The sequence below is a fragment of the Pseudomonas sp. FEN genome (genome assembly GCF_904067045.1).
GTDB lineage: Bacteria > Pseudomonadota > Gammaproteobacteria > Pseudomonadales > Pseudomonadaceae > Aquipseudomonas.
The window spans coordinates 49,496-69,549 of record NZ_CAJFDC010000010.1; the positions used below are offsets into that span (position 1 = coordinate 49,496).

At 59.5% G+C, this 20,054-nt stretch carries 19 protein-coding genes and 1 pseudogene; 14 read left to right on the forward strand and 6 right to left on the reverse strand.

Translation table 11 applies throughout. The features are described 5' to 3' along the window. Positions 1-83: 83 nt before the first annotated feature. The gene (locus PFEN_RS08970; protein WP_191486486.1) at positions 84-1,430 is read right to left on the reverse strand and encodes a class II 3-deoxy-7-phosphoheptulonate synthase; all 1,347 of its coding nucleotides are present in this window, start codon (positions 1,428-1,430) and stop codon (positions 84-86) included. 110 nt (positions 1,431-1,540) lie between these two features. Between PFEN_RS08970 and PFEN_RS08975 the strand changes: the two genes are divergently transcribed. Next, positions 1,541-2,296, forward strand: a complete 756-nt coding sequence (locus PFEN_RS08975) for a spermidine synthase (RefSeq protein ID WP_191486487.1) — start codon at positions 1,541-1,543, stop codon at positions 2,294-2,296. Positions 2,297-2,395: 99 nt separating this feature from the next. On the opposite strand, the gene PFEN_RS08980 is transcribed toward PFEN_RS08975, so the two are convergent. Genes PFEN_RS08980 through tssI form a run of 3 tightly spaced genes read right to left on the reverse strand, consistent with a single transcriptional unit; the run spans position 2,396 to position 7,450 of the window. Continuing rightward, entirely contained in the window at positions 2,396-2,800 is a 405-nt protein-coding gene (locus tag PFEN_RS08980; protein WP_191486488.1) for a lysozyme inhibitor LprI family protein, read from the reverse strand. Then, entirely contained in the window at positions 2,797-5,370 is a 2,574-nt protein-coding gene (locus PFEN_RS08985) for a hypothetical protein (RefSeq protein WP_191486489.1), read from the reverse strand. Before PFEN_RS08985 ends, PFEN_RS08980 begins: the two co-directional genes overlap by 4 nt. A gap of 52 nt (positions 5,371-5,422) precedes the next feature. Continuing rightward, positions 5,423-7,450 carry a type VI secretion system tip protein TssI/VgrG gene (tssI, locus tag PFEN_RS08990; RefSeq protein WP_191486490.1) on the reverse strand — a complete coding sequence of 676 codons (2,028 nt, stop codon included), beginning with the start codon at positions 7,448-7,450 and terminating at the stop codon, positions 5,423-5,425. A gap of 549 nt (positions 7,451-7,999) precedes the next feature. Between tssI and PFEN_RS08995 the strand changes: the two genes are divergently transcribed. Next, a complete protein-coding gene (locus tag PFEN_RS08995) occupies positions 8,000-8,992 on the forward strand; it encodes a hypothetical protein (RefSeq protein WP_224770932.1) in 993 nt (330 codons plus the stop codon). A gap of 163 nt (positions 8,993-9,155) precedes the next feature. After that, positions 9,156-9,923, forward strand: coding sequence for a sulfite exporter TauE/SafE family protein (locus tag PFEN_RS09000; protein ID WP_191486491.1), 768 nt, complete (start codon positions 9,156-9,158; stop codon positions 9,921-9,923). 29 nt (positions 9,924-9,952) lie between these two features. Here the strand turns inward: PFEN_RS09000 and PFEN_RS09005 are convergent, their stop codons facing one another. Both PFEN_RS09005 and PFEN_RS09010 read right to left on the reverse strand, forming a co-directional pair. Beyond that, a complete protein-coding gene (locus tag PFEN_RS09005) occupies positions 9,953-10,282 on the reverse strand; it encodes an EscU/YscU/HrcU family type III secretion system export apparatus switch protein (RefSeq protein ID WP_191486492.1) in 330 nt (109 codons plus the stop codon). Then, positions 10,279-11,850: a flagellar hook-length control protein FliK gene (locus PFEN_RS09010; protein WP_191486493.1), complete on the reverse strand. Its 1,572-nt coding sequence runs from the start codon at positions 11,848-11,850 to the stop codon at positions 10,279-10,281. The genes PFEN_RS09005 and PFEN_RS09010 overlap by 4 nt, the downstream gene beginning before the upstream one ends. A gap of 249 nt (positions 11,851-12,099) precedes the next feature. Between PFEN_RS09010 and ccmA the strand changes: the two genes are divergently transcribed. The 11 genes and pseudogenes from ccmA to PFEN_RS09065 all read left to right on the forward strand — a co-directional run. Further along, a complete protein-coding gene (ccmA, locus tag PFEN_RS09015; protein ID WP_263596602.1) occupies positions 12,100-12,681 on the forward strand; it encodes a cytochrome c biogenesis heme-transporting ATPase CcmA in 582 nt (193 codons plus the stop codon). Beyond that, a complete protein-coding gene (gene ccmB / locus PFEN_RS09020; RefSeq protein ID WP_191486495.1) occupies positions 12,678-13,346 on the forward strand; it encodes a heme exporter protein CcmB in 669 nt (222 codons plus the stop codon). Before ccmA ends, ccmB begins: the two co-directional genes overlap by 4 nt. Before the next feature lie 45 nt (positions 13,347-13,391). Continuing rightward, positions 13,392-14,150: a heme ABC transporter permease gene (locus PFEN_RS09025; protein ID WP_191486496.1), complete on the forward strand. Its 759-nt coding sequence runs from the start codon at positions 13,392-13,394 to the stop codon at positions 14,148-14,150. Continuing rightward, the gene (gene ccmD, locus PFEN_RS09030) at positions 14,147-14,323 is read left to right on the forward strand and encodes a heme exporter protein CcmD (protein WP_040065763.1); all 177 of its coding nucleotides are present in this window, start codon (positions 14,147-14,149) and stop codon (positions 14,321-14,323) included. The genes PFEN_RS09025 and ccmD overlap by 4 nt, the downstream gene beginning before the upstream one ends. Then, positions 14,320-14,775, forward strand: coding sequence for a cytochrome c maturation protein CcmE (ccmE, locus tag PFEN_RS09035; protein ID WP_191486497.1), 456 nt, complete (start codon positions 14,320-14,322; stop codon positions 14,773-14,775). Before ccmD ends, ccmE begins: the two co-directional genes overlap by 4 nt. A 3-nt stretch (positions 14,776-14,778) precedes the next feature. Beyond that, positions 14,779-16,767 (forward strand): heme lyase CcmF/NrfE family subunit, encoded by a 1,989-nt coding sequence (locus PFEN_RS09040; RefSeq protein ID WP_191486498.1) that lies wholly within the window; start codon positions 14,779-14,781, stop codon positions 16,765-16,767. Continuing rightward, positions 16,764-17,300 carry a DsbE family thiol:disulfide interchange protein gene (locus tag PFEN_RS09045; RefSeq protein ID WP_191486499.1) on the forward strand — a complete coding sequence of 179 codons (537 nt, stop codon included), beginning with the start codon at positions 16,764-16,766 and terminating at the stop codon, positions 17,298-17,300. Before PFEN_RS09040 ends, PFEN_RS09045 begins: the two co-directional genes overlap by 4 nt. Continuing rightward, on the forward strand, positions 17,297-17,767 hold the full coding sequence (locus PFEN_RS09050) for a cytochrome c-type biogenesis protein (protein WP_191486500.1): 471 nt from the start codon (positions 17,297-17,299) through the stop codon (positions 17,765-17,767). Before PFEN_RS09045 ends, PFEN_RS09050 begins: the two co-directional genes overlap by 4 nt. Continuing rightward, complete coding sequence (gene ccmI, locus PFEN_RS09055; RefSeq protein WP_191486501.1) at positions 17,764-18,963, forward strand: c-type cytochrome biogenesis protein CcmI; 1,200 nt, start codon at positions 17,764-17,766, stop codon at positions 18,961-18,963. Before PFEN_RS09050 ends, ccmI begins: the two co-directional genes overlap by 4 nt. A gap of 10 nt (positions 18,964-18,973) precedes the next feature. Continuing rightward, positions 18,974-19,369 carry a hypothetical protein gene (locus PFEN_RS09060; protein WP_191486502.1) on the forward strand — a complete coding sequence of 132 codons (396 nt, stop codon included), beginning with the start codon at positions 18,974-18,976 and terminating at the stop codon, positions 19,367-19,369. Positions 19,370-19,590: 221 nt separating this feature from the next. Further along, positions 19,591-20,042, forward strand: a pseudogene (locus PFEN_RS09065) (reverse transcriptase domain-containing protein); the annotation flags it as partial. Positions 20,043-20,054 lie beyond the last annotated feature (12 nt).

The window sequence follows — 20,054 nt, forward strand, 5'->3', positions numbered from 1 at the left end:
CAAAATCCCGGAACGACTCGGATACCGTGGGAGCGGTGCTTGCCCGCGAATAGGCCCTAGCAGGCAACAAAAAACCTACTGACTCAACGCCGCACCTGCTTCAACGTCTCGGCAATCAGAAACGCCAGCTCCAGCGACTGATCGGCGTTCATCCGCGGGTCGCAATGGGTGTGATAGCGATCCGACAAGCCATCCTCGGTAATCGGTCGCGCGCCACCGATGCACTCGGTGACGTTCTGCCCGGTCATCTCGATATGAATCCCGCCGGCATAGCTGCCTTCGGCCTGGTGCACCTGGAAGAACTGCTTCACCTCGCCGAGAATCTGCGCGAAATCCCGGGTCTTGTAGCCGCTGCTGGCCTTGATGGTATTGCCGTGCATCGGGTCGGAGCTCCACAGCACCTGCTTGCCTTCGCTTTCCACCGCGCGGATCAACCGCGGCAGGTGATCACCGACCTTGTTCGCGCCCATGCGCACGATCAGGTTCAGGCGGCCCGGGTCGTTGTCCGGGTTGAGGATGTCGATCAGGCGGATCAGCTCGTCGGTGTTCATGCTCGGACCGACCTTGACCCCGATCGGGTTGTTCACCCCGCGCAGGAACTCGACGTGGGCGCCATCGAGCTGGCGGGTGCGGTCGCCAATCCAGAGCATGTGCGCCGAGCAGTCGTAATAGTCGTTGGTCAGGCTGTCGCGCCGCACGAAGGCTTCTTCGTAGTTCAGCAGCAACGCCTCGTGGGCGGTGAAAAAGCTGGTTTCGCGCAATTGCGGCGAGCTGTCCATGCCGCAGGCGCGCATGAAGGCCAGGGTTTCATCGATCCGGTCGGCCAGTTGGCTGTACTTCTCGGCCAGGGCCGAGTTGGCGATGAAGTCCAGGTTCCACTTGTGCACCTGGTGCAGGTCGGCAAAACCGCCCTGGGCGAAGGCGCGCAACAGGTTCAGGGTCGCGGTGGCCTGGTGATAGGACTGCAGCAGGCGGTCCGGGTCCGGCACGCGGCTTTTTTCATCGAACCCGATACCGTTGACGATATCGCCACGGTAGGCCGGCAGGGTCACGCCATTGATGGTTTCGTCGTTGCTCGAGCGTGGCTTGGCGAACTGACCGGCCATGCGTCCGACCTTGACCACCGGGCAACCGGCGGCAAAGGTCATGACAATGGCCATTTGCAGCAGCACCTTGAAGGTGTCGCGAATCTTCGCCGCCGAGAACTCGGCGAAACTTTCCGCGCAGTCACCGCCCTGGAGCAGGAAGGCCCGACCCTGGGTGACTTCGGCGAACTGACGACGCAGTTCGCGGGCTTCCCCGGCGAATACCAGCGGCGGATAACCGGCCAGGCTTTGCTCGACGCGCAGCAGGTGCGCGGGGTCCGGGTACTGGGGTTGTTGCTGGATCGGCAGGGCGCGCCAGCTGTCGGGGCTCCAGGGTTGACTCATCATGAACTCGAGGATTGACGGTGGGAGAACCATGTTAGCAGCAATTAGTGCGTGACCTGCTCTGTCGGCTTGGCTGACAATTGCGCTTTTCCCGCTTGCAAGGATATGAAATGGCTGAGGAGCGCGTGGAGCGTCTGCTCGCTGAAGTGCACGATGCCTTCGGCATGATTCGAGTCCTTGAAGTGGACGATTACCGCTTTCTCGAGTTTGGCGATGCCATCGAGCAGAGTTGTGTGTTCACCGCCGACCCCAGTTGGCTGGAGTACGACTACACGCGGGCCATGCTGATCGGCGCTTTGTGCCACGAGGCGCCGGAGAGTGCGCTGTTTCTCGGTTTGGGGGCCGGCACCCTGACCCAGGCGTGCTTGCGGTTCCTGCCGCTGGAGGATGTCGAGGCGATCGAGTTGCGCCCGGAGGTGCCACGCCTGGCCATCGAGTACCTGGGGCTGGATGACGATCCGCGCCTGTATATCCGCGTCGGCGACGCGCTGGACCTGCTGGAGACGGCGGAGTCGGCCGACCTGATCTTCGTCGACCTGTATACCGATGTCGGCCCCGGTGTCGGTCATCTGGCCTGGAGCTTTCTGGAAAACTGTCAGAAAAAACTCAATCCCGGTGGCTGGCTGGTGATCAACCAATGGGCCACCGATGACGGCAAGCCACTGGGCGCGGCGTTGTTGCGCGGGCTTTATCACCGGCACTACTGGGAGCTGCCGGTGAAGGAGGGCAATGTCATCCTGATCGTGCCGGCGGACCTCGACCAGGAACTGGACATGCGTGCGTTGCAGGGACGGGCCGATGAACTGGCGCCGCGCCTGGGTTATTCGTTGCAGACCTTGATTGGGGTGATTCGGCCGGCGACCTGAATGGAGGGTGATGGCGCGGAGCACGAGCAAGCTGGCGCTATCCGCGCCTTGTCATAATCGATAATTTCAGAAGCCTCTTATTGTCAGATTCTACCAATATCAGGGTTGTATTCTGTCCAGGTAGATTGATCGCTTCTGACTCATTTTTGTGATGCAGTTGTTGATGAGCGTTTCATGGGCAGGAGAGGACGGGTCAGCTAAAAAAGATTCAAGCTCACAGTTACTATCGCGTAACGCTAGCCAGGCTCGTTGAGAGTTTTTGAGTTTTGAAAGGTAGCGGTCCCCAGTTTCTGGAGAGGGACTGTATTGTTCTTTGATTCGGGTGATCAATTTTTTGTAACTCTCATTGAGTTTTTTATCTGCGCTTTCTTTTTCTACGTTTGCACAAATGTCTATTTGCGCGCTGACTGTTATATTTGTGCAGTCAAGTGCGTGGGTGTTGCCTGCTAGCAACCACAAAGTCACGGAAAATAGATGGCTAAGTCTTTTTTTGATAATGGTCATTGTTGGTGCTTTCTTAAGTAGTTTGCGCGCTGCCGGGCTGGTTCGTATTGACTGATTGTTTGTGTGTTTTCTATATAATTTATCAGTTCGGAAAAGCTATTTTTCATGCCTGCTTTCATTGGGTTTGGACCGGCGGTAAAACCTTGATAAACGAAATCGACAAGGATATCTTTGATGATGGGGTTAAGTGATTCCCATGCCTCCCGTTCGGCTAGGTCTTCTGTCCAATTGTTATAGTTGACTATCGTTCTGTTGATATAATCTGGATAAATCAAGTCAAAGAGGGCGTGCTCTTGTTTGTGTGTGATGTTTCCTATTGGCGCGAGATGGTCGTTGACGAATTGGGCCGCCTGACTACCCTTTAGGCCGGCCGCCTCGGCGAGTTTTGAGGCTTGAACATGAGGGATGCCCGCCGCAAGCATATGGTTATAAATTTCTGATTGGCTTCTTGTGCCCATATCGTAACCTCGGCCTATTGTTACCCCCGATAGATTATTTCCGGGCCAGTGGATATGGCGACTGTAATAAGGAGAGCCCGGAATGTCATTACCTTCAGCGTCGAATGTAATTCGACCTGGTTTTTGATATACGACGTTTTTGTCGCTGTGAAAACTCATCATCAACACGATCATATGGAAGTGCCACGCCTTACCCTCCAGACTGATCCCATGCCGCCCAGCCAACTCCGCCCACCACGACAGTTTCTTTATCCGCGCTTTTGCAACCTGCCATTGCTCAGGCCTGACGCGTCCCGTTTGGGCCCAGAGCGCATCCAGCTCATCCCACTTTTGCGCATTCCAGAACCACTCGCTTTCATAATGGGTAATCAGTCGGCCCATCGCTTGCGCATGCCAAGGCCTGCCCCGTGCGGCACGGATTTCCTCGTGTCCCAGGCGTTCGTTCGCGCCGATATTCAGGAGCCCGTGCAGCCGTGAGCGGATCGGCCCTTTTCCGGCGCTGTTCGCCAAGGCTCGGTAATGACGACGCTGCTCAGTGCTCAGGTCCGCCTGCCATGAAAGATGGTGTGCAAGGTTGTCGGCATTTCGACTGGTCTCGCTGATACATTCATACCCCTCCCATTCCCACGGACTATGACGAGTCGTCAGCAGGTCCTGCTCCAATACCCAACCGCCGACGATTTCACCGGATTCGTTCGGCAACTGATTTTCCAGGCGCCACCAGCGGCGGGTGTAAGTGATGGAGGTGCCGGGGAGAGTTTCGGTGACGCTCAATTTCGACTCGGGTGGCAAAGACTCCAGCATCCCGACCGGCAGGATCATTTGTGCACCCAGCAGCGCTCCGGGGTCGTTGATGTCCGGCGGGTTATGGCTGTTGATATCTTCACGGTGGGGGACCACCCGGCTGCTGCCTTTGTAGAGTTTCAACAAAGTGCGTTGGTCGGTGGGAAGATAAGCGGCGTACTCACGACTTCGAGCGATAAAGCCGGGCACATCCTCGCAGCTGAAAACCTCCAGGTGCAGGAGGTTCCTGGGGCTGTCCTCGCTGAGTTCCTGATATTTGCCGACATGGCCGATCAGTTCGCCGGCCTTGATCCTGATCGGTTCCTCCAGCACGACAACGCGATTCCTTGCTTCTGGTTCGCTGTTGGCCTCCAGCGCATCCAGCCAGACAAAACCCGGTAGAGGATCGTGCTCATCGACCACCAGAGGCGGCACACACTCGCCGCTGACGATTTTCAGCAATTTGCGGAATTTGCCCACTGCTCCCGCGTTGCCGATCCTGATTGTGCTGCCGACAGGTAATAGCCCCAGTGGATGACCATGGGCATTGGCCGTGGCGCGAACGTTCAAGCCGGTCTGCTGCTCGGCGGGAGCATCCCTGGCGCCATTGCCGATCAGATAGCGATCCGGCCCCAAGGCTGTCATTTCTGCTTTGAACACCCAGCCAGTGGACGGTGCCAGTCCCTGGATCGCGGGGCTGACGCTGATAATCTCCAACCATTTGTCCGCCTCCGGCGCGGTCTTGGTCATGACGGTTGTGCCCCGTGGCAGGACAGCCAGGATCAGCCCATGATCCGCTTGACCTTTCGGTGCGGCCCGGACCCTCAACCCAAGGGTCTTGTCCTGTGCATTGGCTTTGATCCGATAGACGCCGCCGCCCCAGAACGCGGGGCGGAGCAACCCTGGGCTGGCCTGGTAAGCCGCCCAATCCAGCAGGTGCATGTACAGGCTGTACACAGTCAATGTCGGCGCGGGAGGTGCATACGAGATGCCTGTAAGGGGAGGCGGTTGCAAGCGATGCCTGACCAGTACAAAGCCGCTGGAAAACACCGTCGAACGCTGCTCGAAGCTCGAGGTCGGATAGTGTTCGTCGATGCGATAGGCGATCACCTCGCCGTCGGCCAGGCAAAAGACCTCGCGTTTGTCCGAGATCAAACCCGTGGCGTCATCGAAATGAATGCCTCCGTGCCAAAGCCCTCGCCGTCCCAATGGGTAGTAACCGCCTTCGGCCTTTGCCAAGGCCTTGAAGTCGCGGTGGGGATCGTAAGGGGTCTGATGCTCTCCCTTTAAGGGAAATGACCAGTTTTTAGTTATGAACATCACTGTCATCGCGGCACGCTCATCTGTGAATTCCTGTCTGGGTTGAAGGGCGCGGTGGGGTTCAGTCGGAAAACCCCGTATCGATCGCCAGTTCTGTCTGCTGCTGTTCCCGCCCCCCTTCGGCGACGGCGGCTTCCAGCCGCAACGGCGGCGGCGCGTGTTCCACCGCCCCTGGCAGCAACGGCCCCTTGATCCGCGGTCCAGAGCCGACGCCCGGGGCCTCGTCGGCCTCGGGGCCGTTCAAGGTGATGCCGTTGGCGTCGAGCTTGATGAAATGCCCGCCGACTTTGAAGGTCAGTTCCTCGTCCGCCTCGATCACCACCTTGGCTCCGGCCCGCAGGTGGATCTCCTGCCCGGCATCGATGAAATAACCCCGTCCGGCCTTCACCTGTTGGCTGTTGCCAACCATCAGGTAGTCATCGCCTTTCACTTCGACCCGGCGGTCCTGGTGCACGGTGTGGTGCTCCTGCGCCTTGAGCTCGCAGTAGCTGTTGGCCGCCACGCACTCATGCCGTTCATGGCCGACGGTGACCGACAGGTTGTGCCCGATCTGTTGTTGCCAATCGCGCTGGGCATGCAGATAGATCTGTTCCTGGCCTTTGAGATCTTCGATACGCAGTTCATTACTGCCGCCACCGCCCGGACTGCTCAGGCTCTTGAATACGCTGCGGGTCTTGTGGGCCGGTAGCGGGTAGGGCGTTGGCTGCGCGGGGTTGTTCAGGCAACCGACGATCAACGGGTGATCCGGGTCGCCTTCCAGAAAGGTCACCAGCACTTCCATGCCGACCCGGGGCAGGCTGACGGCACCGTGACCCGGGCCGGCCCAGCCGGATGCCACTCGCAACCAGCAACTGCTGTGGGCAGCGGTTTCGTCCGAGCGGTCCCAGTGGAACTTGACCTTCACCCGACCATATTCGTCGCAGTGGATTTCTTCGCCGGGCGGGCCGCTGACGATGGCGGTCTGGGCATTCAGGCGACGGGATGCGCGTGCTTGCCGCGGCGGACGAAAGAACACATCCCACGGCGTGGCGAGAAAGCTATTGCGATAACCCTGGCGGAAGTCGCTGTCGGTACTGTTCGGGCTCGCCGCCGACTCTTCCAGCACCTGCGGCTGCTGGCCTTCGTGGACAAGCCGGGTCAACAGCCAGAGCGCGTTCCAGTCCGACTGCGGATGGTCGATCAGGGGCAGGAAATGTCCACTGGCCAGCCGTGGTTCATCGCTTTTGCCCGAGGCCTGGCGGTAGTCGCTTCGATGGCTTTCCAACCGGCGCCGGTTGTGCTGTCGACCATATTCGTCGCGCTTGTAGCGACCGGGGTAGTGGTAATCCTCAAGGTCTGGTTGCGGCAGGGAGTGGAACGTGCAGGCGCTGTTTTCCAGGCGCGCGCCGGGGTGTTCGAAGTCGTAGTCGCGCAAGGTCGCCCGGGTGCTGCGGGTTTCCAGGCGCAGGTCAAAGGCCTTGATGCTCGGAGTCGCGGCCACGGCGCCGCTGTCCGGCACATAGGGCACCGCATCGGGCAGTCGGCGAAAGAAGCTCTGGTCATCACCGAAGGCCAGGTGATGGCCCTGCGGATGGTGTTGGAAGTGATAGTGCAGACCGTCTTCGGCACACAGCCGCTGGATGAAATCCAGGTCGGACTCGTTGTACTGCACACAGTATTCGCGAGCGGGTAAGGGCTGGGCGAGGTTGAAGCTGAAGGCGTTGTCGAGAATGCCATGGTCCTTGAGCACCTGGGCGATGATCTGCGGCACGCTGCGGTTCTGGAAGATGCGCTGGTTGAAGCGATGGCTCAGATAGGTCAGCCGGGGTACGAGGGTGAGTTGATAATGCGTCCAGCGCTGGTCGGTATCGCCCTGGCCGATGCCATGGACCTGGCCGTGAATACCCGCGTTGCCGGCATCGAAGGCGAGAAAGCCCTGTTTGTGCAGCAACTCCTCAAGGTTCAGGTCCGGGTGCCGGCTGACCAGTTCCAGTTCGAAGCGGTAAGGTTGGCTGATGGCCTCCGTGCCCTTGAACGCCAGGACTTCCAGCTCCTGTTCGAAGCCTGGAAGGGTGAAGGTGAAGCGCGATTGATTCGCCGAGGTGAACATCCGTTGTTCCTCCTGCAAGGGGAAAATACGGAGTTTGGACCTGTTGGTAGTAGTGTTGAATGCTCGAAAAGAAAATCAGAATCAGGCTACAAGGTCTTATATTTGAGGGCTGTAGGGTGACGTAGGGGCAAAGGAGAAGGGCTTGAAGGAAGGCTGATCAGTTAAAAGGTAAAAGCTAGGCTGCTGGTAAACAGCTCTCTTCTGTCTGCCAAGAAAAAAGCTTCTCGATTCTGTTACAAGAAATTTCGAGCCGAGTACTTCTGGGTTGCAGTGCGTCCTACAAAAAAGATCCCCATCTAGAGCCGTTGTTATCAACGGTAGACTGCAAACATTGTGTGAACTATCTTACACGTAGAGTATTTTTGAAGAGCTAAAGTTCTTCAGTGCGTAACCCTCCTCGCGTTAAGAGGTTGACAAGAATGAAATCATTTATTTAGATTGAAAAACATTCGATTGTTTTTGGGTGGGATAAAAATACCCTTAATAAGGGCAATAAGAAATTTCATTCATGGCGGACCGATGTAGCTCTTCAAAAATAAAGGCGAAATCATGAGCTCGGAATCATTGCGAAGTCATTTCCAAATATTTGAGCAAAACAAGTCAAGCAAGTCGATGCACCAGTTTGGTGAGATTTTTATTGAAGCGTTAACCAGTTATCTCGGAAATTTAAAAATACCAGGTCGAGATATATTCGGCAACTTTCAGAGGGGGCCTCTATTTGCGCAGGTTGATCAAATAGCTGAGATTCAAAATGCGATGCACGAAGTACTTTGCCATCCGAGTACTCAAGAGGCACAGACCTACGCCGAAAATGCATTTAAAGCCTTTCTCAAAAAAGACAAGACAGATGTTGGTGTTTTGAAATTTTTCAATGGGTGGAATGAAACCCACAAGACAACTAGCTTAGTCTCCGCCAAAATTATCATGCGTTTATCTGCGGACGCTCTATCCGTATCTGCCGAAAGGCGAGCTGGATACCATAACGTTATGGCACACATGCATGAGGTTGCGAAAGATGATTTCGGCCTCGGACACAAAGGACATGATGGCATGTACGATTATATGACGGCTGCCTTTGGTGCGCCTGACTGGGTAGAAAGTCAGTATAAAGTTGATGCATGTGAGCTGTTCTCTGCATTCCTCTACGCTACTGGCGTAGCGGAACATAAATCCCCCATGAATTCTATTGAGCATAAACAATCCATCATGGATGCTATGATGGTCTCCATCGCTTCAGAGCTTTGGAACGGACGAGAATATAATTTTCTCGCTCAACACATTGAGAAAAAACTTCTTTCTTTTAACCCCTTATTGAGCAGCAACGTTCAGGATCTGCGAAATGCAAAAGGATATGTATTGGGCCATGCTGGAGAAGTAGAAAACAAGCACGGCCTACATGCTTTGGCTGCAGCACAAACCTATGGTCGAACGGTAGATCTAAGATTTGAGGTTGATCGCCTAAAAGAAATAATGTTGGATTATAATCAGCGTGTTGGAAAAGCATTCAATTCTTTGCATGTGGCTTTGACCTCGACAGGCTGATGTGTTGCTGGTACTCATCTTGTGTCCTCGTATATCCAAGTCCACAGTTTTTTATGCGGCTTTAAGTATGCTGGTCGATGTAGTGATTAATTTTCGTAGCGTCCCTATAGATGGGGTTTCATAGTGACTACTCAAGAACGCAAATCCTGATTGGATACTTTATATGGACTTTGAATACTCCGTGATTGCGTTAGGCTTCTTTGCTTTTTGCGGTGGCTTGATTGATGCGGCCGTTGGCGGAGGTGGGCTTGTGCAGCTGCCAGCACTTTTCCACGCTTTACCCCAATACAGTTTGGCTACGGTTTTTGGAACCAACAAGCTATCTGTTTTGGCGGGTAGCTTCTCTTCCATATTCACCTATCTCAAAAGAATAAAAATCATATGGAGACTTATGCTTCCAACTATGATTTCAGCTTTTATCTTTGCCTTCTTTGGCGCGCTCTCTGTTTCTCTCGTTCCAAAGAGGCTTATGGAGTATGTTGCTTTCTTTGTTTTAATAGTGATGGCTATTTATATTTTTCTAAAAAAAGACTTGGGTCGAGTCGGTTCTAATATTCAGGTCGGAAGGAAAGAAGTTCTGCTGGGGATTTTTTGGGGCGGATTAATCGGTTTTTATGATGGCGTGTTCGGGCCCGGTAGCGGCAGCCTTCTACTTTTTGTTTTTGTAAGATATTTTGGGTTCGACTTTCTAAATGCCTCAGCTTCAGCAAAACTGGTTAATTTAGGAACATTTAGCGCGGCGCTAATGTTTTTTATCCCCTCTGGTAACGTTTTGTGGGCAATAGGTGGCGTCGTTGCCGTATGCAATATTGCAGGCTCCATTGCTGGGGTTTTCTTAGCGCTGCGTTATGGAAGTGGCTGTATTCGAATATTCTTTTTGATTCTGCTTGTGTTCCTCATCGGAAGGATGGGGATGTCCATATTCTTATGATTCAAGCCGTTTGCAAGTGATTTTCTGAGTCAGTAATCCTCCCCACGCTCAGTAATATCCTTCTCTATCGGTGGCGCATTGGGATCCTGACCCGCCGGGAATTTTCCTTTGAGGTTCCAGGCAAAGGCGATGATCTCGGCGATGGTCCGGTACAGCTCCTCTGGAATACTGTCGCCCAGCTCCATCCGGGCCAGCAGTTTCACCAGCTCGGCATTCTCGTAGATCGGTACTTCATAGTCGCGGGCCAGTTTCAGAATGGCTTCGGCCAGTTCCTCGTCCCCCTTGGCGGTGAGGGTCGGGGCCTGTTGGCCGTCGTACTTGAGGGCAATGGCCTGGCGTGGGGTGTTGGGATTCTTCATGCGGTTTCGTCGACCCAGCGTTGTTCCAATCGGGTTTGCTTGCCCTGGGGCGGGGTGCCCTGATGGCAATCGAGGTCGCTGACGTTCAGGCCCGAGGCGCGCAAGCGCTCGCGCAGTTCGCCCAATTGGCTGGCGATCAGGCTGGCGGTGTATGGGCGTTCGGCCCACAACTGGCTGGACAGGCTGCCGCGCAGCCACTGTGCCTGGACTTGCAGCGGCCCCAGCGGCTCGAGGTCGAAGGCCAATTCCACCCGCCACAGTTGTTCCTTCTGCTCGCGTTGTTCGCGTTTCTCTTGTTGGGGCTGTTGCTCCCTTTCCTCATGCTGGATCTTGATCTGCAAGGGCACGATGTCTTGCAGGTTGCGCATGGGAATCTCCAGCTGCCAGGTGGTTTGCAGATTGCCTTCGGGGGTACGCCCGGTCTGTTCCAGGCTCGACAACTGATGGCTTTGCAGGCGTGAGACGGCGGCCGCGGCCAGGCGCAGGAGCCCCTCCAGGTCGCCCTCGCCGGCAAGGCTTTGCAGCAGCCGCGAGGGCAATGGAAAGCTGATCGGCTTGGCCGGCTCGCCAACCTGGCCGAGGGTGCCCAGGGCGCTGCGGACAAAGCCCGGCAGCGTGCGGGCGAGCAGGCTGGCGGCGGCCCCGGGATCAAAGTTCGGGCTGCCGGGTAGTTGCGGCATGATCTGGGCGATCAGGCGCAGCAGGTTGGCCTTGAGGTCCGGTGTCAGGGCCGGGTTTTGCCCCTGCAACAGGCTGGCTTCGAGGAACAGGCCGCTGTTCTGCAGGGCCTGGGCCAGGCCTTTGGGGGTGCTCAACTGGTTGATGTCGGGCAGGTCCGTCAGCAGGGTGTTGATGGCCGCGCGCAGGTCGGCGGGCAACTCGGTGTTTCGGGGCAGGTTCTGCAAGGTGTTGATCAGGCTGTCGAGCGAACCCTGCCGGCCTTGCTGGGTGACCAGTTGCTGGGCCACCGCCAGTTGGTCCTGGCGGGCGGCAAGCGGTACCAGGCTCAGGCTCTGCGCGCCCTGCACCTGGGCGCTGAGCAGGCTGCCGAGGCGCAGCGGCTGCGGGCTGTCGAGGGTCAGGGTGGTACCGCTCAGGACCGTGTTGAGCAGGGTCACCAGCGAGCGATAGACCGCCGGCTGTCCCGGGACTTGTGGCAGTACCTGGCTGGTCATGACCTTGCCTTGCAGCAGGGTGCCGAGCGGTAGTTGCGTGGTATCCAGGCGGGTCAGGGCGGCGACGCTGGCGCTCAGGGCCTGTTGCACGGTGATCGCCAGGTTGCCGGGTGACGGTTGGGTCACGGCGATGCTGGCGCCTTGTGGCAGCGGCAGGTTGCTGCTGGCCTGCACGGTGGTCTGGCGACCGCCGTCGGTGGTGACCTTGAGCAGCAACTGGAAGGTCTGGTCGGTTTGCTTGAGGGACAGGACCTCGGCCTCGGCACTCTGCCCGGGGGCGATCAGGCCTTCCAGGGGCGGTGTCAGCTGCAGCAACTCGCCGGCCAGCAGCAGCGGGCGGCTGTTGGCCGGGATCAGCTGGGGCAGAGGGGGGATGGTAAATTCGCCTGTCATTGGGTCGCAGCCTGTCGAAATAGCCCTCTTTAGAGTAAGGCATCACATGTATAATGCGGCGCCGTCTCCGAAAGTGTGTCCAAAATAGCGCAGAAATTGACACAGCTCTGTGGGACGAGCTGCAAAAGCATTTATTCTGCTTCACTTTAACGGCTGCGCCCGTGCCGACTTGAACTGTAAAAAGGCCTCGATTATTTGACCAGCCCTCTTCTAGAAGCCTTGGCGCTCAGCTGTGAGCGTGACGGACGGATGCTCTTCGAGCACCTCGAGTTACAGCTGCGCCCTGGCGACCTGTTGCAGATCAGCGGCCCCAACGGCAGCGGCAAGACCAGCCTGCTACGCCTGCTGGCCGGCCTGATGCAGCCGACCGCCGGCGAGGTAAGGCTCCACGGGCAGCCGCTGAGTGCCCAGCGCAGCGAGCTGGCGCGCACATTGTTGTGGATTGGTCACGCCGCCGGGATCAAGGATCTGCTCACCGCCGAAGAAAACCTGCGCTGGCTGTGTGCCTTGCATCAACCGGTCGGCCGCGAGGCGATCTGGCAAGCCCTGGCGGCGGTCGGGCTGCGCGGTTTCGAAGATGTCTCGTGCCATACCCTGTCCGCCGGACAGCAACGGCGCGTGGCCCTGGCCCGATTGCACCTGGACAGCCCGCCGCTGTGGATTCTCGACGAGCCGTTCACCGCCCTGGACAAACAGGGCGTCGCCGAGCTCGAGGAACACCTGGCCGGCCATTGCGAGCGCGGGGGCATGATCGTGCTGACCACTCACCACACCCTGACCCGCGTGCCGGCCGGCTACCGTGATATCGACCTGGGGCGGTGGACCGCATGAGTGTGTTCGGCCTGTTGTTCGCCCGCGAGGCGCGCCTGTTGTTTCGCCGTCCGGCGGAACTGGCCAATCCGCTGGTGTTCTTCGCCATTGTGATCGCGCTGTTCCCCTTGGCGGTCGGTCCCGAGACTAATATGTTGCAAACCTTGTCTCCGGGACTGGTCTGGGTGGCGGCCCTGTTGTCCGTCCTGCTCTCGCTGGACGGGCTTTTCCGCGGTGATTTCGAAGATGGATCCCTGGAACAGTGGGTCCTTTCGTCGCACCCCCTGGCCCTTCTGGTTTTGGCCAAGGTACTGGCACACTGGGTGTTTTCCGGGCTGGCGCTGGTCCTGCTCGCGCCGTTGCTGGCGCTGATGCTCGGATTACCCGGCGCCTGCTTGCCGGTGCTGCTGTTATCGCTACTCTTGGGTACGCCGGTACTGAGTCTGCTCGGTGCGGTGGGCGCGGCCCTGACGGTGGGGTTGAAACGTGGTGGCCTGTTACTGGCCCTGCTGATCCTGCCACTGTACATCCCGGTCCTGATTCTCGGCAGCGGGGCCTTGCAGGCCGCGTTGCAGGGCATGCCGGCCACGGGGTACCTGCTCTGGCTGGGCAGCCTGGCCGCCCTGGCGGTGACCCTGACACCTTTTGCAATAGCGGCTGGCCTGAAGATCAGCGTCGGCGAATAATGAGGTCTGGTCAGCTGATGACCAGCGAAGATCCTTGGATGTACCGTGATGAACTGGACTTGGTTTCATAAGCTGGGCTCGCCCAAATGGTTCTATGGCATCAGCGGACGCCTGCTGCCCTGGCTGAGCGTGGCCGCCGTGCTGCTGATCGGCGTCGGCGTGGTCTGGGGCCTGGCCTTCGCGCCGCCGGACTACCAGCAGGGCAACAGCTTTCGCATCATCTACATCCACGTGCCGGCGGCGATGCTGGCCCAGTCCTGCTATGTGATGCTGGCGGTCTGCGGTGCGGTGGGGCTGGTGTGGAAGATGAAGCTGGCCGACATCGCGCTGCAATGCGCGGCGCCGATCGGCGCCTGGATGACCGCCGTGGCGCTGGTCACCGGGGCGATCTGGGGCAAGCCGACCTGGGGCGCGTGGTGGGTCTGGGATGCGCGCCTGACCTCGATGCTGATCCTGCTGTTCCTCTATTTCGGCCTGATCGCCCTGGGCAACGCCATCAGCAATCGCGACAGCGCGGCCAAGGCCTGCGCGGTGCTGGCGATTGTCGGGGTGATCAATATCCCGATCATCAAATACTCGGTGGAATGGTGGAACACCCTGCACCAGGGGGTGACTTTCAGCCTGACCGAAAAGCCCGCGATGCCTGCTGAAATGTGGCTGCCGCTGCTGCTGACGGTGCTGGGCTTCTACTGTTTCTTCGGCGCCGTGGTACTGCTGCGCATGCGCCTCGAGGTGCTCAAGCGCGAGGCCCGGACCAGTTGGGTCAAGGCGCAGATCCTGAACGAACTGGAGGTGGCTCGATGAGTTTTGCCTCCTTCGGCGATTTTCTCGCCATGGGCCATCACGGCCTGTATGTCTGGTCGGCCTATGGCATCTGCCTGGCCGTGCTGGCTTTGAACGTCGCGGCGCCGATCCTGGCCCGGCGGCGTTACCTGCAACAAGAGGCGCGTCGTCTGCGCCGGGAGAATGCCAAGTGAACCCGTTGCGCAAAAAGCGCCTGATCATCATCCTCGCCATTCTGGTCGGCGTCGGCGCGGCCGTGGGCCTGGCCTTGAGCGCGCTGCAGGAAAATATCAACCTGTTCTACACGCCGACCCAGATCGCCAATGGCGAAGCGCCCCATGACACGCGGATCCGCGCCGGCGGCATGGTGGAGAAGGGCTCGCTGCAACGTTCCGCTGACTCGTTGGACGTGAAGTTCGTGGTCACCGATTTCAACAAGTCCGTCACCATTACCTATCGCGGCATCCTCCCGGACCTGTTCCGCGAAGGACAGGGCATCGTCGCCCTCGGCAAGCTGAACGCCGACGGCGTGGTGGTGGCCGATGAAGTCCTGGCCAAGCACGATGAGAAGTACATGCCACCAGAAGTCACCAAAGCGTTGAAAGACAGCGGTCAATCCGCTCCCACACCTGCCAAGGAGGGTTGAGCGATGGCTCCTGGACTCTTTATACCGGAGCTTGGCCAGTTGGCCATGATCCTCGCGCTATGCCTCGCCCTGGTGCAGGCCATCGTCCCGCTGTTCGGTGCCTGGCGCGGCGATCGCCTGTGGATGAGCCTGGCGCGACCGGCGGCCTGGGGGCAGTTCGCCTTCCTGGCGTTCGCCTTCGGGGTGTTGACCTATGCCTTCATGACCGATGACTTTTCCGTCAGCTATGTCGCCAACAACTCCAACAGCGCCTTGCCCTGGTACTTCAAGTTCAGCGCCGTGTGGGGCGCCCACGAGGGTTCGTTGCTGCTCTGGGCCTTGATCCTTGGCGGCTGGACCTTCGCCGTATCGGTATTCTCCCGGCAATTGCCGCAGGTCATGCTGGCACGGGTGCTGGCGGTGATGGGCATGATCAGCACCGGTTTCCTGCTGTTCCTGATCCTGACCTCCAACCCGTTCTCGCGGATCCTGCCGCAGATTCCAGCGGACGGTCGCGACCTCAACCCGCTGTTGCAGGACGTCGGCCTGATCGTCCACCCACCGATGCTCTACATGGGTTATGTCGGCTTCTCGGTGGCCTTCGCCTTCGCCATCGCCGCCTTGCTCGGCGGTCGTCTCGACGCGGCCTGGGCGCGCTGGTCGCGGCCCTGGACCATCGTCGCCTGGGCATTCCTGGGGATCGGTATCACCCTCGGTTCCTGGTGGGCCTACTACGAACTCGGCTGGGGCGGCTGGTGGTTCTGGGACCCGGTGGAAAACGCCTCGTTCATGCCCTGGCTGGTGGGCACGGCGCTGATCCACTCCCTGGCGGTCACGGAAAAGCGCGGGGTGTTCAAGAGCTGGACCGTGCTCCTGGCGATCGCGGCGTTTTCCCTGAGCCTGCTGGGGACCTTCCTGGTGCGTTCCGGGGTGTTGACCTCGGTGCACGCCTTCGCCTCCGACCCGGCGCGCGGGGTGTTCATTCTGATCTTCCTGCTGTTCGTGGTCGGCGGTTCGCTGACCCTGTTCGCCCTGCGCGCGCCGGTAGTGAAAAGCCATGTCGGCTTCAACCTGTGGTCGCGGGAAACCCTGCTGCTGGGCAACAACCTGGTGCTGGTGGTGGCGGCCTCGATGATCCTGCTGGGTACCTTGTACCCGCTGGTACTCGATGCCCTCAGCGGCGCCAAGCTGTCCGTCGGCCCGCCGTACTTCAATGCCTTGTTCATTCCGCTGATGGCCCTGCTGATGGTGGTGATGGCGATCGGCGTGCTGGTGCGCTGGAAAGACACCCCGGTGAAATGGCTGCTGGGCATGTTGACCCCGGTGCTGCTGGGCAGTGTCGCCCTGGCGGTGGTGGCCGGGCTGGTCTATGGCGATTTCAACTGGGCGGTGCTGGCGACCTTCCTGCTGGCGGCCTGGGTGCTGTTGGCCGGAGTTCGCGACATCCTCGACAAAACCCGTCACAAGGGTCTGATCAAGGGCCTGTCAAGCCTGACCCGCAGCTACTGGGGCATGCAACTGGCGCACCTGGGCATCGCGGTCTGCGCCCTCGGCGTGGTGCTGTCGAGCCAGGAGAGCGCCGAGCGCGACCTGCGCATGGCGCCGGGCGAGTCCATGGAACTGGCCGGTTACCACTTCGTCTTCGAAGGTGCCAAGCATTTCGAAGGGCCGAACTTCACCTCGGACAAGGGCACGATCCGGGTGATTGAAAACGGCAAGGAAGTCGCGCTGCTGCACCCCGAGAAGCGGCTGTATACCGTGCAGCAATCGATGATGACCGAAGCCGGTATCGACGCCGGCTTCACCCGTGACCTCTACGTCGCCCTCGGCGAGCCGCTGGAAAATGGCGCCTGGGCGGTGCGGGTGCACGTCAAGCCGTTCGTCCGCTGGATCTGGTTCGGTGGCCTGCTGACCGCGTTGGGCGGTGCGTTGGCGGCGTTGGACCGGCGCTATCGGGTCAAAGTGAAAAGCCGCGTGCGTGAAGCGCTGGGCATGAGTGGAGCGACTGCATGAAGCGTTGGTTGATGGTGTTGCCGCTGGCGGCGTTCCTGGTGATGGCGGTGTTCCTCTATCGCGGCCTGTACCTGGATCCGTCCGAGCTGCCGTCGGCGATGATCGGCAAGCCGTTCCCGGCCTTCTCGCTGCCCGAGGTACAAGGCGGCAAGACCCTGACCCCAGCCGACCTGCAGGGCAAGCCGGCATTGGTGAACGTCTGGGGCACCTGGTGCGTGTCCTGCCGGGTCGAGCACCCGGTGCTGAACAAGCTGGCCCAGCAGGGCGTGGTGATCTACGGCGTCAACTACAAGGATGACAACGCCGAGGCACTGAAGTGGCTGAAGGATTTCCACAACCCCTACCAGCTGAATATCCGCGACGAGCAAGGCTCCCTGGGGCTGGACCTGGGCGTGTATGGCGCGCCGGAGACGTTCTTCATCGACGCCAAGGGGGTGATTCGCTACAAGCACGTCGGCGTGATCGACGAGACCGTCTGGCGTGAACAGCTGGCGAGCGTGTATCAGTCGCTGGTGGACGAGGTTCGGCCATGAAGCGCTGGTTAGCCGCGGCCGCCCTGGGCCTGAGTCTGGTTGGCGCGGCTCATGCCGCCATCGACACCTATGAATTCGCCAATGATGCCGAGCGTGAACGCTTTCACGACCTGACCAAGGAACTGCGTTGTCCCAAGTGTCAGAACCAGGACATCGCCGACTCCAATGCGCCGATTGCCGCCGACCTGCGCCGGGAGATTTTCCGCATGCTCGGCGAGGGCAAGGACAATCAGCAGATCATCGACTTCATGGTCGACCGCTATGGCGACTTCGTGCGCTACAAACCGGCCCTGAGCGGCAAGACCGCCTTGCTCTGGTTCGGCCCGGTCGGCCTGTTGCTGGTCGGCTTTATCGTGATCGCCGTGATCGTTCGCCGTCGTCGCACCGAGGGCGACGCTGCCCCGGACGCGCTTTCCGCCGAGGAGCGCCAGCGCCTCGACCACCTGCTGGATAAGAAAACCGAATGATTGATTTCTGGCTCGCTACAGGTCTGTTGTTACTGATCGCCCTGAGTTTCCTGTTGATTCCGATCTTGCGTGAGCGTCGCGTGCAGCGCGAAGAAGATCGTACCGCGCTGAACGTCGCCCTCTACCAGGAGCGTGTCGCCGAGTTGCAGGCGCAACAGGCCGAAGGTGTGCTTGACGCCGACCAGATGGACAGCGGACGGGCGGAAGCGGCCCGCGAGTTGCTGGCCGATACCGAAGACGTGGCGCCCGCTCGGGTCTCGCGACTGGGCAAGCCGTTGCCGCTGCTGGCGGCGCTGCTGGTGCCGGTACTGGGATTGCTGCTGTACCTGCATTTCGGCGCCAGCGACAAGGTCGAACTGACCCGTGAGTTCGCCCAGGCGCCGCAGTCCGTGGAAGAGATGACCCGCCGTCTGGAACGGGCGGTGGCGGCTCAGCCGGATTCGGCCGAAGGCCTGTATTTCCTCGGGCGTGCCTATATGGCCCAGGATCGCGCGGCCGATGCGGCGAAGATGTTCGAGCGCACGGTCAAGGTAGCCGGGCGTCAGCCCGAGTTGCTCGGGCAGTGGGCCCAGGCGCGCTACTTTGCCGATGGCAAGCAGTGGTCGGCGCAGGTCCAGGCGCTGACCGACGAAGCCCTCAAGAGCGACCCGAAAGAGGTCACCAGTCTGGGCCTGCTGGGGATCGCGGCGTTTGAAGGGCAGCGTTACCAGGAAGCCATCGACTACTGGAAACGTCTGCTGGCGCAATTACCGCCGGACGATAATTCCCGTGCCGCGTTGCAGGGCGGTATCGACCGCGCCAGTGAGAAGCTGGTGGCCAGCGGCGGCAAGGTCATCGAGGCGCCCGTGGTCAAAGGTGCGCTGTTGAAAGTGCGGGTCGAGTTGGCGGCGGCGCTGAAGGCCAAGGTGCAGCCGGGCGACAGCGTCTTCATCTTCGCCCGGGCGACCCAGGGGCCGCCCGCGCCGTTGGCGGCCAAGCGCCTGACCGTCGCCGACCTGCCAGCGACAGTGGAGTTGGGCGACAGCGACGCGATGATGCCGCAATTGAAACTGTCGAACTTTCCTGAAGTCCAACTGGTTGCACGGATTTCCCGCGCTGGCCAACCGACGGCGGGCGAGTGGGTCGGGCGCAGCCAACCCTTGGCCAGCAGCACCTCCGCGCAGCAGAACCTGACCATCGACAGCCCTGATAAATAGAGAATTCGCCATGACCGCCATCGCTCGCCTCACCCTGTTAACGCTGGTCCTGGGGTTGAGCGCTTGTGCGGTCCATCGCCCGCCGACGCCGGGCGAGCCGACCATCCCGCCTTCCGGTCCGACCACCCAGCCTTATCCACCGGCCACGCCGGGTAAACCGATCCCCGCGAACAAACCGCGTCCGAGCTTCTCACCGACTTTTGCTCCGCCACCGGGGGGTAACAGTCATTGGGACGGACGGATGGGCGTTTATGTCCTCGACAACCAGACCAATACCTTCTATCGCCAGCGTACCTACTACCGCTGGAACAACGGCTGGAGCCGCTCCATCAGCCCCAGCGGGCCGTGGGAAGACACCGATATCCATGGCGTGCCACCGGGACTGAGCAAACAGTTCGGTCAGTGAGCGAAAACGGCGATCCCGACAGGTCGCCGTTTTTTTGGGTGCGCCAGGCATGGCGCGTAGCGCCGTGACTGGCGCTGTTCGGCTCACTGTGGTGGTGAAGTCGGACGACTTGGAGGTGAAAGTCCTCTACACACCCGGCAAGGGGAAGTGTTAGCCAGAGGCAAGGGTGTCGCGGGTGACTGCGAATCTGAAGGAAGCCCGAGGCAAAATGCTGGCCTGACGAACCCAAAGGCGGCACAAGACAACTGGGCATCCCCAGCGTCGTGGACCGCTTGATCCAGCAGGCACTGCTGCAACAGCTCACGCCGATCTTTGACCCGCTGTTCTCGGACTACAGCTACGGCTTCCGTCCAAACAGAAGCGCCCACCAAGCCATCGAAACAGCCCGTGGTCATGTGGCGGCGGGTCACCGCTGTCGCCGTTGCTGTCGAATATCACGCTCAATGAATTCGACCGCGAGTTAGAGCGGCGAGGTTACCGTTTCGTGCGCTATACCGACGATGCGAACATCTATGTGCGCAGTCGCCGTGCAGGCGAACGAGTAATGGCCCGCGTCGAGCGTTTCCTGAGCCAGCGTTTGAAATTGACGCTGAATCGGGAAAAGAGCCGCGTAGCACGGCCTTGGGTCTGCGATTATTTGGGTTATGGGATGAGTTGGCACAAGCAGCCAAAATCAGGAACTTTC

Bases quoted from the DNA above. Each gene is read 5' to 3' on its own strand.
- PFEN_RS08970 (WP_191486486.1), bottom strand. From the start codon at position 1,430: ATGAGTCAACCCTGGAGCCCCGACAGCTGGCGCGCCCTGCCGATCCAG.
- PFEN_RS08975 (WP_191486487.1), top strand. From the start codon at position 1,541: ATGGCTGAGGAGCGCGTGGAGCGTCTGCTCGCTGAAGTGCACGATGCC.
- PFEN_RS08980 (WP_191486488.1), bottom strand. From the start codon at position 2,800: ATGACCATTATCAAAAAAAGACTTAGCCATCTATTTTCCGTGACTTTG.
- PFEN_RS08985 (WP_191486489.1), bottom strand. From the start codon at position 5,370: ATGACAGTGATGTTCATAACTAAAAACTGGTCATTTCCCTTAAAGGGA.
- tssI (WP_191486490.1), bottom strand. From the start codon at position 7,450: ATGTTCACCTCGGCGAATCAATCGCGCTTCACCTTCACCCTTCCAGGC.
- PFEN_RS08995 (WP_224770932.1), top strand. From the start codon at position 8,000: ATGAGCTCGGAATCATTGCGAAGTCATTTCCAAATATTTGAGCAAAAC.
- PFEN_RS09000 (WP_191486491.1), top strand. From the start codon at position 9,156: ATGGACTTTGAATACTCCGTGATTGCGTTAGGCTTCTTTGCTTTTTGC.
- PFEN_RS09005 (WP_191486492.1), bottom strand. From the start codon at position 10,282: ATGAAGAATCCCAACACCCCACGCCAGGCCATTGCCCTCAAGTACGAC.
- PFEN_RS09010 (WP_191486493.1), bottom strand. From the start codon at position 11,850: ATGACAGGCGAATTTACCATCCCCCCTCTGCCCCAGCTGATCCCGGCC.
- ccmA (WP_263596602.1), top strand. From the start codon at position 12,100: ATGCTCTTCGAGCACCTCGAGTTACAGCTGCGCCCTGGCGACCTGTTG.
- ccmB (WP_191486495.1), top strand. From the start codon at position 12,678: ATGAGTGTGTTCGGCCTGTTGTTCGCCCGCGAGGCGCGCCTGTTGTTT.
- ccmD (WP_040065763.1), top strand. From the start codon at position 14,147: ATGAGTTTTGCCTCCTTCGGCGATTTTCTCGCCATGGGCCATCACGGC.
- PFEN_RS09040 (WP_191486498.1), top strand. From the start codon at position 14,779: ATGGCTCCTGGACTCTTTATACCGGAGCTTGGCCAGTTGGCCATGATC.
- PFEN_RS09045 (WP_191486499.1), top strand. From the start codon at position 16,764: ATGAAGCGTTGGTTGATGGTGTTGCCGCTGGCGGCGTTCCTGGTGATG.
- PFEN_RS09050 (WP_191486500.1), top strand. From the start codon at position 17,297: ATGAAGCGCTGGTTAGCCGCGGCCGCCCTGGGCCTGAGTCTGGTTGGC.
- ccmI (WP_191486501.1), top strand. From the start codon at position 17,764: ATGATTGATTTCTGGCTCGCTACAGGTCTGTTGTTACTGATCGCCCTG.
- PFEN_RS09060 (WP_191486502.1), top strand. From the start codon at position 18,974: ATGACCGCCATCGCTCGCCTCACCCTGTTAACGCTGGTCCTGGGGTTG.